The organism is Streptomyces sp. NPDC005728, assembly GCF_040630895.1.
Taxonomy (GTDB): domain Bacteria; phylum Actinomycetota; class Actinomycetes; order Streptomycetales; family Streptomycetaceae; genus Streptomyces.
The window spans coordinates 1-14,125 of record NZ_JBEXYL010000149.1; the positions used below are offsets into that span (position 1 = coordinate 1).

Here is a 14,125-nt window from a genome sequence, read left to right on the forward strand (position 1 = left end):
GCGGGCCTGCTCACGGCCCGGCGGCACGGCCGCTACGTCCGTTACACCCTCAATCTGCCCGATCTGACAGCGCTGGGGACCGATCTGCTGGCGGCCGTACTGCGCTGAGTGGCCTCGGCCTGCCAGAACGCGGGCGACCGCCGCCTTCGCAGCATCGCCCGACTCGGCAGGCCGCCGAGCAGCCGCGCGATCCTCTCATTCCGGCTCCGCCCGCTCCCTCAGGAGAACAGCGCGAGCTGCTCGTCCTCAGGGGCTTGCTCAAGACCTGGATCCTCCGCACATTCTGGATCCACGTCTGCCGGTTCAGTGTCCGCATTTTCCGCGATCACTCCCAGCGCCGCGACTACGCGATGCCCATCGGTCGTGCTCTCTGCCTCGTCAGCAACCGACTCTTCCAGAAAGGTCCCCTCCACCTCACCTTCTCCCTCGGCGACCGTCGGCAGTACGTAGTGCTGGGCGAGGCTCGCCAAGTGCAGGGGTAGCGGCAGTGAGAGTGCGTCCAGGTAGTCGGGAGCTTGGCGAAGCTGATGCACTGCGAGGGCGAGGGCTTCGGGTGCGTCGCCAGCATCTGGGTGGCAGCCCAGGACCGCAATTTCCACGAGCCCAGGGTTCCAGGCGGGAATGTGCGTGTCGATGGTGGGTTTGCCCTTGTTGGGGCCCTGCCTGAGAGGGCGGGGAGCGATCTTGTCGGCCTCGACGGCAGAGTCCCGAAAGGTACCCGCCTTGGGAGTGGTGCTGTAGAAGATCCTCCCTGAGGATCGGCCTGCGTCTTCGTCTTCCACCCACAGCCCCTGGGGCAAGCCATTGACCTCGCCAGGAGCGGCGTTACCCCACCACTGGGGAGTCTCCCGACCTGCTGCGGTACGTACGCGGATCAACCGGAGGTCGAGGTCAAGTCCTACTGGCTGCGCGTGCCCGGTCTTGATCAGGTCTCGTTCAGCTCGGCCATCTTGGAGCCAGGGCCAGTGCAACCGGCTGTTCTGAGAGTGGGTCAGCAGGATGGTGGACCGGCCGCGCAGAGAGCGGACCATCTTCTGGAGGTAGCGTGCGGTGGCCCTGCGCTGCTCGTCCATGTTCTGCTGCCAGGCGCGGTAGGGCGAACGCTGCCGGGGTACGACCATGGCGGCTTCGGTGTCCCTGGCGGTCCCGGTCACGGTCTCCGTGGGTTCGTCCACTCCCGGGATTTCGGCTGTCTTGACCAGGCCGAGCAGGAAGTGAGGGTAGGGGATCCAGCGCCCCGTCCGTTCGTCCCAGCCGGCGACCGCGGCCAGGCCGCTGCCCGGTGCGAGCGGCGTGACCATGACGGCAACCGGGGTGTGGCGGGGAAGCCGTGTGGGGCCGTCCTTACGTCGCTTGACCATGTAGGTGGCGACGTAGCGCAGGTCCTCGGGAAGCGCCTCGCCGAGCGTGTGCTCGGGTAGGACTCGAACGCCGTACTGGCGCAGGGCGTCCTCCCATCCCGAATGGACCCGGTGCAAGAGGTTCTTCTCGGTGTTGTGCCCCTTGGCCTTCTTGGGGACGAGCGCGAACTGTGTGAGTACGCCCGCGTCCGCGCAGCCCAGTCGGAGCGCGTACTTGGGGTCGTCCAGTCCATGGGCGAAGTCTTGGCGGCGGTCGATCTCCACAAGTGCGAAGCCAGGGTGCAGCGGGTCAGCTCCGTCCGCGGTAAGAAACGCCTCGGCCGCCTTGCGCCGAGCGTTGATGCCTGCCTCCAGGGCCTTGGCCCTTGGCCGCGCTTGGGGGTCAATGCCCAGCGTGTCTGTGATTCCGCCGGTGGCGCGCAGGCAGCGTAGGCGGAGGGTGAGTTCCGGGGACTTCCATTCGAGGATGACCGGGCTTCCGGGCGCGGCCCGCTCGTACATCTCCTCGGCTGTGGTGGGCTCCGGTCGGCCCCCGTCACCGTCCAACCCAAGGACATCGGCGAGAGCCCCGATGGCCGCATCCCGGAACGAAGGGCTCTGCCAGAGCAGTCGCGCTTCGACGAGGCCCGAGTCTCCCGTCCCCTCGACCGCCTCGACGGGGTCGTGTCCCCCGTTGATCCTGGCTGCTACCGCGAGTGCGGTTCGGCGGGCGAGGGCTTCACGTTCCACCTCAGCGGCCTTCTCTGCTGCTTTGGGCTTGGGCCGGGCGTTGGCGGGGGCACTGCCGCCGACGCGCGCCCGGCTGAGCGACAGGACCCGACGCATCTGCTCGGGCAACGCCCGTTCGGCCCATTCAACGATCTGTGAACGTTGGTGCGACATGAGGCCGGCACCGATGCCATGAGCACCCATATGTGTGCTGTGAACTACCGAGGCGCGGGTGCCGTCCCCGTCGCCGATCCACTCCACAGGTTCGGTGAGCAGGCTGGCCGGGTCGGGAAAGGGGCGGTTGAGCGCCAGTCTGCCGAGGATCTGAGCGGGTCCGTTGTTCTTCCAGGCGTAGCCCTGAGTGCCGCGGTCCCAGGTTAGACGCGCCACCGCGTAGCGGTCGCTGGTGGGTGTACCGGGGAGCCAGGGGATGCCCGGCAGCAGGTAGACGGAGGTGTCGCGGCCGTACGGCAGACGAAGCCGCTGCTTCCTCGCGTCGAGGCGAGTCGCCCAGCGGCGTACCCCGGTGTGCAGGTGGAGACGGGGTCGTGGGTCGAAGGGGACAGTGTGCAGCGAAATGTTGATCACAATGGAAAACCACCACTCACGCCCCTTGACCACGTGGGAGAGGGGCTGCGAGAGGAGCTCCGCTCCTTGCTGGCGCGGTCCACGCGGCACGGCGCGGAAGTGCAGACTGCCGGCGCCGTGTTCGTAAGGGCCGAGAGCGAGGATGCGCCGGGCCAGGGCGTCGGTTGCGAGTTGGTACTGCCGGTCGCGCGGGGCAGCCGTTCCGCCGTCAGTCGTGGGGCAGCCGAGGAGGTCGACGGTGACGTCGTGCCACTGCGGTGGGCAGGCGCGCAGCGCCCTGTGCGTGTCCAGGACGGCGCCATAGTGCTCGGGCTCGGGGCGGATGTCTTGGAGCCAGGAACCATTGAGCCTGTCAAGGGTGTCACCAGGCAGAGGATGAGGGGCGTCGTGCGGAGCGTAGAGCCAGAAGTCCTCGGCTTGCTGGAGGGGATCGCGCGGGCGTCCCCGGACGATCAGATCGGGGGCAAGGCTTTGCAGTACCCCGTTGAAGCGGGCGACGGGCGCGACGCGGTATGGGTCGGCTTTAGGGTCACGTCCGAGGTTGCAGAGTTCCAGGATGCTCGAGTGCCACTGCTCGGGAAAGGTCAGCGCGCGGTATTGAGCGATCCAGGGGGCGGCGTCGGGTTCTAAAAGGTAGGCAGCCCGGCTGGTGTCACGATATTTGGCGGCCATGGGACTCCACGGTCTCCTTCGGTTTCTTGGGGGTCAGTTTCCGGCGCTCAGGCCGCACAGGGCGTCGAAGAGCGGGTGGTAGAGCGTGCGTACCAGGGCGGGGTCGGCGGGGTCGGCAAACGATTCGGGTGCGGCCTCGTCGTCGAAGTAGGGCGCGAGGACGTCACGGAGCTTGATGAGCAGACCGTCGTCGTTGCGGCGGCGTCCGCTCCGGGTGGCCGCCGGGGGCGGCGCCCCGGCTTCGGCCAGTGCGGGGGCGAAGGCCGCGTCGACAAACACAACGCGTGCGGGCACTCCACCTCGCACCAGACGGCCGATGACCTGCCAGATGGTGACGAGCTGGTCCCAGGCGAAGGACGTCTTCTCCGCGTCGTTGAGCCGGGAGTAGATGTAGCGCCGCGAGAGCAAACGGCGCCATTCCTTACGGGCCGCGAGGCGGAAGCCGAGCCCGGCGGCGTCCAGGTCCGCTGTGTCGGCCACCAGCTTGCCAAAGGTTCCCGCTTCGGGGTCCGGCTGGTCTCGGACGAACCTGGTGACCCAGTCGTTGACGGCGAAGACGGCCAGCGAGAGGTCGTCCGGGCGCGGGTGGGGGCGGGCGAGGAAGAGCACGGTCCCGAAGGCGGCCTTGTGGCTCTGGTTGAGGATGTTGTGGCCGCGCTCGATTGCCATCAAGGGGGCAACTAGGACTTCGGCGTCCTCGTCCTTGGCGAAGGCAGCCAGGTCACCACGGCGTACGGCGGAGGCACCGGTGAAGTCGCCCGTGGCCGTGTCGCCCGGGCCGGTGTGGTCGAGCTCCGCCTTGTCGGAGGCCAGGACACGGACCTTTCCCCGCCAGCGCGGCATACGTTCAAGGAGATCGGCGGCGGTCCTGGCGTCGTGGTAGCTGCCGACCAGGAGCAATGCCCGGCGGCGTTCGCCGTCCTCGATCTGCCGGAGTTCCCGGTCCAGGAGCGATGTGCTGCCCGGGCCCGACTTCCCGAGTTGGGTGACCATCTGGGCCAGAACCCGTTCGCGGGTGCCCAGTTTGGCTCCGGAGAGGGTAAGCGGGGTTCCTTCTCCGTCGTAGAGGAACAGCGTGCTGAAGCGGGTCTGCCGGATGGAGTCGACGGCGGCCTGGTGGGGTTTGAGGATTGCCTTGACCGGGACCATGACGTGTGCGCGGGTCGATGTCCCGGCCCAGCTGGTGCCCGACATGAGCAGCACGTGGGTTCCGGGTCGGCCCGCAGCGGGATCGGCCCCCACTGTCGGAAGGTTGAGCAGGAGTTCCCGGCCGACGCCGGCGCATCGGAAGAAGCGGAGGGTGCCGCTGCGGTGTTCGTCGCCTTCCGGCCCTCGCTCTGGGTCTTCGGGCAGGTACTGGAATCCGAGGACGTTACCCATGGGGGCTTCCGGCACGACCGGTGCGTAGTCCAGGGGGGGCCGACGGGAGAGCTCGTTGTCGGCTGTGTCCAGGTGGAGGGCCGCCTCGGCCTGCGGCCACAGAAAGGTGACGCGTTCGAGGCGCTGATGTAGTGCGGCCAGTACCAGGGTGAACTCAAGGCGCCGTGTCGCCCGTTCCAGCCAGGGTTCGGTCCCCCAGGTGTCCACAGGGTCCCGGTCGGGTTTCCCCGGCCCCGGTGCCTCTTGACCCAGTGAACCGTCCATGACGGGCGACCCTGTGAGCAGGACGTCGAGGACGGAGCGGACACGCTGGCTTGTCGCCGTCTGGTCGAGGTTGTGCAGGAGGTCTCCGGCCCTGCGGATCAGGGTGTCGGTGAGTTCACTGTGCGGGCCACGATCACCGAGCGGGTCGTCGCGAAAGGCATCGAGAGCCTCGGTCACTTCGCTGCGGCGTGCGTCCCACGCCTCCGTGCCTGGGGTGCGTGGCGTGGAGGTGAGACCGTCGGACTCGCCGTCGGAGTCGTACACCTCGGTGTCGGAGGAGATCCCGTCGGGGAGGGATCCATCGGCGCGCGGACGGGGGTACCACTCATTGATTAGTTTCTCCTGGAGGGTCCAGGCGCTGAAGTATTCGATGTCCGCCCATTCACGGAGGTCGTCCTCGGTGATCAGCCTGCGGTATAGGCGGTTGGCGGCGATGTGCACGAGGTCCAGGGACGCCGACCAGCGTTCGACGTCGCGTGCTGAGAGCGGAAGTCGGCCCTGCCGGGCCAATTCGTCGATCTTGTGAATGCCGAGCCGGTCGAGCCAGGATTCCGGGCCACGCACGATCAGCGTCGCGGACGGGGCGAAGGCGGTGTCAAGCTGCATCTGTACGCGGTCTGCCTCGTCGACGATGACGATGTCGCTCCGCAGGCAGGCGAGTTCGAGGTGCCTCAGACGTTCCGCGTTTAGGTGGTTCGGAACGGCGCTTTGCAGCAAGCTGGCCGGGTTGGCCACCCAGATCAGGGCATCGACCAGCTCTCGGTCGGTGGCGTGGCGGGGGCAGACGCTCCACACCGGACAGCCGTGGTCGGCCCGGGAAGCTTCAGGTTCCGTTGCCCCCGCGCCCTCGTCTGTCTGCCTCCCGGGTTCTTCGTGCTGGTACATGGGTATCAAGATGTCCTCGGCGGCGGTCGGACGGGGCTTCTTGACTGGGCGCAGTTCCGTGCAGGGGGCGTCGACATAGCGCAGGGGTTCGGCCGCTTCCAGTCCGCGCTGTGCGTCGAGGACGCACACCGTGCTCAGGTCGTCGAAGGCCGGATCGTCGTGCTGGAGCAGGGAGGCTTGGCCGCGTGCGGCGAGTCGGCGGTGCAGCCGGGACGCGTGCTGCTCGCGGGTGGTGCCGCCAATGACAGGAGCGGCGTTCAGCCCCAGGTCCCGGAACTGGCCGACCAGGGTGAGCTGTTCGGCGACGTCACCGACAACCAGAGTGGTACGCAACCCCTTGCGCGCGCCCCAGACGGCGATGAGATTCATCAGGGTGCTCTTCCCCGCGCCCACCATGCCGACCAGGTGGAGCAGGTGGTCCAGGCGCAATGCAATCGCCTTCTCAAAGCGCAGCCCGTCAACGGACAGGACATCAAGCTGCAGGTCCTCCAGGCGTCGCACCCATTTCCCGGAGGGGAGGCCACGAGCGGTCTCGGTCTCCTCCATCCAGCGTGCCGTTTCGGCAAGTTCGGCCAGCGGGATGTCCAGGGGCCGGCCCGCAGTGCCGGGGACCCGGCTCAAGTCATGGCCGGTCGCCGACGGAAACCACAACTGCTCGGGGATGATCACGGAGGCTGGCCGGTGGCGCTCGGTGAACCGGGCCTGGCCTGCCGGGGCAGGCTGCAGCAAGCGCTGGTCGAAGTCCGGAAGCCTGGACAGCGCACGCTGGAACCGGGTGAAGCGGTCGCCTGCGACTGTCGGCTCGACCCGCCGCGCCGGCCCTCCCCCCTCGGGCAGTCGGTATCCGCGGAGCCGTTCAGGCAATTGGGCATACGTCTCCAGGCACTGGTGCCACATGCGGCGGCGGCGCAACTTCCACAGAAGGTGGCGCGCCACGTCCAACCGGTCGCGCTGGGCCGACGTGGTCACGAGGCCCGCTGCCACGGCGAAGGGGTAGCCGCCGAGGAGGGTGTAGACACCTCGGGCGTCGCGGGACGGATCGAGGCTCTCCATCAAGTAGAGGCCGAGTTCCACCTGGCAGAGTAGGGACGGATTCACATCCTGATGTTCCTGAGGCCAGACGGGCTCCAGGGCTTTGGCCAGCGGCTGATACCACTCGCTGCCGTTACGCACGAGGGGATCCGTTCGTCGGTGCGGAGTCCGTCAGGTGAGCGCCGCCCGCTCCTCGGAGCCGGGCGGTGGCGAGTGCGACGAGCCGGTCATCGGTGAGCAGGGGCAGGCCCCCCGCCGTGACAGGCCGGTTTCGTCGGAACGTGCCGAGGTAGTCGCGATGGGCTTCGGCCTGTTCTCGGGGGACCACCCAGCACGACTCGTCGTAGGGCGGTTCCGGACGTACGGGTTTCGCGGAACGGCCGAGCAGACCGGGATGCTTCCAGTCCTTGACGTCAATGGCCCAGACGTACCCGTCGGGAAAAGTTACGCGCAAGTCGTAGGCGTCGAAGCCCGGCCAGAGCTGGACTTCGAGTCCGAGCGCGTTCAGTCTGGCCTCCAGTTCGACCTCCGCGCGCCCGGGGCTGGTGACGAATTGCCTGAGCGGTCGCATGAGTTGCAGCAGCCCAGCCGCATCCGCCCCGGCCAGGGTCCGCCCGTGCGGCGGCGCGCCTCGGCGGCGGCACCGGTCACGTTCGCACCACCACGATGCGCCGCCCGCGACCGGAGTGAGCAGGGTCTGGCAGCGACCGCAGGTGACGTAGGCGCCCGCACTTTCGTAGGAGGCCGGGACCGCCGCGTAGCACTGAGCCAGGAGTTCTTGTACGGGAGTAAGGAACAGGTCGGTCTCGGTCTCGAACCGTTCCACCCCGGTGAGTACCGGGCGTTCCACCAGGAGCCTCCGGAAGGCTACGTAGGACTCGGGGGACGACGCCTTGCGGCACAGGCGCATCGCCGTGTGAATGACCTCCCGGTCGAATTGTGTGGCACCGGCGTCCTTGCCTCTGATCCACCACTCGTGGCATAGCTGGGTGGGGACCAGCGCCTCGGGGTCCACCAGGTAGTCATCCGGTCCGAAGGCATCCGGGGGCAGATCGAGAGGCCAGTCCTCCAGGGGACGGCTGTGGCACCAAAAGAGCAGTTCCGGGAGGCTGCGGGGGGTCTCCTCGACGCCCCTGAGTAGGCAGGTGAGGACGGTCCGGTCCAGGGCACGCTGGGCTTCGGCCGGGTAGGGCAGTTTGAAGGAGGATAGCGGCCCGAGGTCGGCGAGCTGGATCACCGCGGCGGCCAGCGTACGGACGAGGCGTACGTCGGGGAAGTCAAGCCAGTCGCCGCGCCGGGCGGTGTGGGCATCAGAGGCGGTGATCATCGGGGCTCCTGCTCCATCGTGGCGAGATGTTCGATACCCGGGTCGCACCATTCGAGGGCTTCGCAGCTGCCGCAGTGCCGGCCCGTTTCGGTCGGGTAGTCCTGATCCCGAGCCCAGGGCTGGGCTAGTTGCGCGATCACTTCTCTCGCTTCGTCGACGCTTCCCGGGCGGGAGGGGTCAAGCTCCTCAAAGGTCACGTCGCCCGTGTGCAGCAGTTCGAGCTCCACCCTGGAACGCGCCACGTCACCGTCTAGGACGCCGGCGGCCAACATCAGTACGCCGAGAGCCAGCTGGGGGTAGCGCTTCAACAGCGACTCCCCTTCATAGAGATAACTGCTCGCGGTCTTGGTTTCCCGCCAGATCCAGCCCCCACGGCGCGTGTGGAGCAGATCGGGGGTGGCTATCAGGACGAGATCGAGTTCGGGGTCGTAGCAGACCACCTGGTGCTGGACACGCACCTCTTCCTCCGCGGCGAGGCCGTCCAACGGGCAGTAGAAGGCGTGCTGTTCGAGCATGGCGGCGCCATCGAGTGCCTCCTTACCGTTCAAGTGGAGGCCACCGGCGCCCCAGCACGCCGGGTCCGCAGGGCCGGGGAGCTCCCCGCAGCTCCTATAGGGCGTACCCCCGTGCCGTTGGTTCAGGATCTCGTCGACTACACGGCCGCGTCGCACTTCCGGGCTCTCAGGTTTCGAGGAGCGCAGTTTGAGCTGCCGGGTCGCGTGGTATTTCGCCGGGCAGTCCCGGTAGGCGCGCAGATCGGTGACCGAGACGCTGCGCCGGGGCCGCCGGGGTTTCAGTGGCTTGATTCTCAGCAGTTCCGGGCTGCGCGGGAGGGCGTCGCAACCGGTCATCGCCTTGCAGTCAACACAGCCGGTTCCGGGGTGGGTCCCGATGCCGTCGATAGCATGGAGGAGCGCGGGCCACCCCTCCTCCGTGAAGTGCTGGCGCGCCTGCTGCCTGTTCCAGTCGACCAGTTCCTTGTGCTTCCCATCTCCACAGCCGAATTCGATGACCCTGACCTGTGTGGGCAGGTTGGTGCGGTACTGCGGGAGCTGGTCGAAAGGAACTGGAGTGTGCCGCTTCCGCCAGCCCCCGCCCGCCGGCCGTCCCCGGGCCGCCACGTAGGCGGCTGCTGCCTTCTCCGCCTCGGGGCGATCGTCCTTGGCGGCGCCGAAGGTGAGCAGCCACAGCTCTCTGGTGGAGCCGTCGAGGGCCGCGTAGCGGCGTCCCCAAGCGGTCATCTCATAGGTGTCGGCGCCCCGTGCGTCGACCGGCCCGGGGTCCTTACCAACTACCCAAGTGTCACAGACCGGGACTGTGAGCGGGAGGTCGGCTATCCGGCGAATGTGCTGATCAGCCACCCGGGCCGCGAGATAACGTCTGACTGCTGCAGCCGACCAGGACAGCAGCAGAGGGTGCGCAGTGCGACGGCGGTAGCGCCCGAAAGTTCCGTTCGTGCGACGTAATTCTCCGATCACCCACTCCGGATCCTTGCCCTCGTGTTCAATCAGGTCGAGCGCATCCACAAAGACCTTGAGAGTGAAGTCCTGGAATTTTTCGATGAGTTCGGGCGGTTCGGGATCTGAGATCAACATCGGGCGAGCGTCGCTGCTGCGCTTCGTGGGGCAGTCCCGAGGGTCGAGCCGCGCCGCACTGAGGTTCGTGCGCACCAGCCTGACGTCACCGCTGGTTCCGGCGGGGCGCAGCCAGCTGCTCATGGTGTCCTCCAAGCCGTACGGCAGGGCAGCTCGACGCGACACCAATGAGAGCGGCTCGCCGGGCTCCGGGCAACTCCAGCATGACACATGGCGACTGTGAACTCAGTCCATGCATGAAATCTACGCTGATCGCTTTACAGTGAGCGCATCCGCCACGCAACGATCCGGCGGAACCGGAAACCCCGTCACCGTCACGCCCCCTCGTGACTGACGCGGGACGCTTCAGAGGCAAGGGGCGGGCATGAAGAAGGACGACGTGCTGGGCGGCCGGTACAAGCTGCGCAAGCACCTTGGCAGCGGCGGCATGGCCGTGGTCTGGCAGGCGGAAGACCTGCGGGACGAGAGGCTGGTGGCCGTCAAGTGCCTCCGCACGAAGAACGATCTTCTAGATTCACTGAATGAAGACGAAGCACATGACGAGCTGAGGCGGATGCGTGGCCGTTTCCGGCGCGAGGGCGCGCTTCTCGGACGTCTACGCAACAGGAGCATCCCCGAGTTGTACGACCAGGGATCCCACGGAGCCGAGCCCTACCTCGTGATGCGCTTCGTCGACGGCAAACCCCTGCACCGCTTCCTGGACCAGTACACCCCCACCATCGAGGTCGCCGCGGCCATCGGGGTCCAGATCGCCGAGGCGCTGGCCTGTGCCCACGACCTTCCGGTGGTCCACCGCGACCTCAAGCCGTACAACTTGATCATCGACCAGAGCGGTGTGGTCGTCCTCATCGACTTCGGCATCGCCAAGCCACTCTGGCCCGGCGTCACGGATTACACCCAGCATGGTTCCACCGTAGGCAGCAGGGGGTATGAGGCCCCGGAGCAGATCCTGGAACGCCAGATCACTCCGAAGACCGACCTGTACGCGCTGGGTTGCGTTCTCTACCACCTGCTGACGGGCCACCCACCGTTCTCAGGGGACGGACTGAAGCATCAACACGTCAAGGACGCTCCGCTCCCGCCAACCTGCCACGTCGGGCACATCCCAGCAGAGCTGGAAAGACTGGTCCTGAAGTTGCTGGCAAAGGAGCCGGAAGACCGACCGGAAGACGCCCGCTCGGTTGCGGAGGTGCTCCGGAAATACGCGCCCCGCCCGGGTGACGCCGCCCCTTCCCCTCGGCTGGAGCCGGACCCTACGCGTCCGTTGCGCCTGCCGGATGAGTACGATCTGCCCGCCGCACCTGCGGCACCGGTGGCTGTAGCCAGGCCAAACAGGAGGCATCGCGCTTCCGGGTTCCTCAGTCGCCGGGTGTTTCAGGAGGTCACCGCCGAAGCCGAGACCGAGATCGATGTCGATGAACCCGCGAGCGCGGTGGACAGGCTGGTGGAGCTGCTGCCGGCCGCCCGCCGCGGCTGGGGCGCCTTCGACCCACAGGTCCGGGCAGCCCTCCGTGTGGCCGCAAACGGCATGCGCATCGCCGGGCGTTGCAAGGAGGCAATCGCGCTCTACGAGGATCTGGCCCTGCCGGCGGAGGGCAACATGAGTCCGAATCATTTGGCCGACTACCTGGAAGGCACGCTCGGCGCTGCGGAGTGCCGCATCCCCTTCGGCGACCTGCTCCCTGCGGCAGCGGCGCGAGCCCTGGTACTCGAAGAGCTACCCCACGTCACCAGCTCTCGCGCCCAGGTCCTGGCAGAGCGGTGCCACGAGGTCGGTATCGAGCTCGACGAGCTGGGCTACGAGGCGTAGACGGACGATCTGGAGTGGGTGCCCCTCCGCACTCGATTAGATGACTCGGGGCCAGCAGGCTTACCGGCGCGATCAGTGCAGCCTTCCCGCCGCGAGCCCGTCCCCGAGGCCCCGGACGAGGTCCTCACCCACCGCCGCAACGGACCGAAGTGACTCTTCAAGTGCAAGCAGTTCCCGGAAGGCCTCTGCGTACGGCCGCTGTCGGGCCAGAGGGAACTGGAGTACCTGCAATTTGCGTACGTCGATGCGGGCCGAACTGGAGGTATGGGAGCCGGCCTGCCGAGCGTTCGCCGGAGCTCGCAGGCAACCCGCGAGGAACCAGGGGTCGAGGAGTTCGGGATCCGGGTGCAGCGCATAGAGCTGGGGCCCGAGTACCAGGGGCGTGTCCACCTGGACCCATACGCGGTAGGCCCGTTCAACACCCACCACTACGACGTCCCCGGGCTCGGCCATGGTGAGCGAGCCGGTTCCGACACCCTTCTCCACCTCGGCCGCCGTAAGCCAGCCGCCCGGCACTCCTCCCTGGATCAGGTCGGGAACGCTCAGAGCTGGTACCGCACCGGGCGGGAGCACATCGCCGTGCAGCAGCTCGCCGGGAAGCGTCTGCCCGTGCCGCAGCTTGAGCGCGTGGGCGCGGTCCAGATCCGAGACCGTAACCGTGGATGCGGCATCGCCGCCTGCCGATAGGTCGATGGCCGCCAGGGTACGGGAGTGACCGCGCACCTCGTCGAGCAGGCCGTCCAGACGCCCCCAGGATTGATGGTGCTTGCCCTGGGCCTCGATGGCCGTCTCCGGTACGTGGCGCGCGGGCGTGAGATCCGTCTGCTCGTCGAGCAGGTCCATCACAGGGACGGTGATGCACCTTTCGGGCAGCCGCTCGCCCGCTCCCGCCTGCTGGCCCCCAGACCAGGAGTGTGCCTGTACTGCGTCGAGTACCTGACCGCTCAGCCGCGGCCAGTCAACACCCTGCGCCCCCCGGAACGTGCCCGACGAGGTGGCCGCGTCGAGCAGGAACAGGTGCTCACCCAGAGCCGTCCTGCCGTCGGACGCGGGTGCCCGGAGGATCCACAACTGGAGTGAGACACTGTGCGGTTGCGCGGCTCCGGCTGGCAGCGCGACGACTCCCCGCAGCGAGCCCGTGCGCAGCAGTGCCCCACGGATGCGCCTGCCTGCACGCCGGGAGGCCACCGCCGGCGGCAACAGGAGTACGGCCACACCGTCGGGTGCCAGGCGTGCCAGCGCGTGCTCGATCCAAGCGAGTTCGGGCTCGGTCCTCGGTGGCAGGCCGTAGACCCAGCGGGGGTCGGTGGCCAGTTCCTCATGACCCCAGTCGCGAGCGTTGAACGGGGGGTTGCACAGAACTACGTCGGCCAGCACGGCACCGTGCGGGTCTGCGCGGAGCGAGTCTCCTACCTTGATCTCCGCAGTCATCCCTCCCCCGTCTGCGCGGGCGAAGCCAAGCCGGGCCGCCGCCAGCGCGGCAAGTGCCGGGTCGAGATCGACCCCGAGGAGCGCCGGAGCCGTGGAGTTGGCCTCAACTCCCCGCTCCTCCATACCCTCACCCGCGGCCAGTAGCAGCCCACCAACGCCACATGCGGGGTCGAGGACAGTCGCCCCCGCATCCACGCCCCCTGGCCCTCCGGCCCCGACAGCCACAGCAATGTCTGCCATCAGCCGGGCGAGTGGAGCGGGAGTGGCGCTGACCTGCCGCACATGAGCATCGAGCCAGCGCGATAGCAGGAAGTCGAAAATCTCGCGGCCCCCTTCGTGGCGCGCGACATCGACCGTCTTGTCTACCACACGGGCGGCCTCCTCCGAACGGAAGCACTGCTCGGGCACGGCCCAGTCCACGCCTTCCGCGGCGAGAAGGCGGCGACCGGCTTCCGCGAGCGCCGCGCCCATGACCGCACGATCTCCCAGCGCCTCATAGTGCGGCCACAGCCGCTCGCGCCGCCCGATCCGCTCGATCTTCCCGTGGGCGTAAAGCCACCGTTCGACGTCGGCGAGGGAGAACAGTGGGCTGGTGTCCGTTCCGCCAACCGGCGTCGGGAACGAGTCGTGGCGGCGCCGCCAGTTGCTTACCGCCGCTCGACCAACACCCGCGATGCGTGCGATCCCGGCCAGAGTGACGGGCGCGTCGATGGGGTCTGACATGTGATTCTCCGAGCGAGGGGCGACTTTCGGACGGGCCTGCCAGGGGTGCCATTACCGTAACCCAACCACTCTACCAAGACAATCATTGACTGAGTTCACAGACGCTTCGCCGAACGCGTCCTCTTGTGCCCCTACGCCCGGCCCCCGCAGGCCAGCCCTGGAGGCGACCACCAGAGGCGTCGAATAAGGGGAGCTGCGTTTGACAGGCTCTACTGCATCGAGGAGCCGATGGATCGTGGCCCTATCGGGCAGGTCTAGAGATCTTTAATGGCTGGGGTTACGGCGGTTGTAGGTCCAGTCCGGTCTTGGCGATGAGGCCCTCGATGAGGCGGGGACGGTACTGCATCCG

At 67.8% G+C, this 14,125-nt stretch carries 6 protein-coding genes; 1 reads left to right on the forward strand and 5 read right to left on the reverse strand.

Translation table 11 applies throughout. The features are described 5' to 3' along the window. Positions 1–218 precede the first annotated feature (218 nt). From ABZ471_RS44350 to ABZ471_RS44365, 4 genes are all read right to left on the reverse strand, one after another. The gene (locus ABZ471_RS44350) at positions 219–3,329 is read right to left on the reverse strand and encodes a DUF3962 domain-containing protein (protein ID WP_359074843.1); all 3,111 of its coding nucleotides are present in this window, start codon (positions 3,327–3,329) and stop codon (positions 219–221) included. Between the two features lie 33 nt (positions 3,330–3,362). Further along, entirely contained in the window at positions 3,363–6,956 is a 3,594-nt protein-coding gene (locus tag ABZ471_RS44355) for a hypothetical protein (protein ID WP_359074844.1), read from the reverse strand. A gap of 67 nt (positions 6,957–7,023) precedes the next feature. Then, complete coding sequence (locus ABZ471_RS44360; protein ID WP_359074845.1) at positions 7,024–8,217, reverse strand: hypothetical protein; 1,194 nt, start codon at positions 8,215–8,217, stop codon at positions 7,024–7,026. After that, on the reverse strand, positions 8,214–9,935 hold the full coding sequence (locus ABZ471_RS44365; protein ID WP_359074846.1) for a PD-(D/E)XK nuclease family protein: 1,722 nt from the start codon (positions 9,933–9,935) through the stop codon (positions 8,214–8,216). Before ABZ471_RS44365 ends, ABZ471_RS44360 begins: the two co-directional genes overlap by 4 nt. A 241-nt stretch (positions 9,936–10,176) precedes the next feature. Here ABZ471_RS44365 and ABZ471_RS44370 point away from each other — a divergent pair, with 241 nt between their 5' ends. Then, complete coding sequence (locus ABZ471_RS44370) at positions 10,177–11,622, forward strand: serine/threonine-protein kinase (protein WP_359074847.1); 1,446 nt, start codon at positions 10,177–10,179, stop codon at positions 11,620–11,622. A gap of 72 nt (positions 11,623–11,694) precedes the next feature. On the opposite strand, the gene ABZ471_RS44375 is transcribed toward ABZ471_RS44370, so the two are convergent. Continuing rightward, positions 11,695–13,776, reverse strand: a complete 2,082-nt coding sequence (locus ABZ471_RS44375; protein WP_359074848.1) for an N-6 DNA methylase — start codon at positions 13,774–13,776, stop codon at positions 11,695–11,697. Between the last annotated feature and the right edge of the window lie 349 nt (positions 13,777–14,125).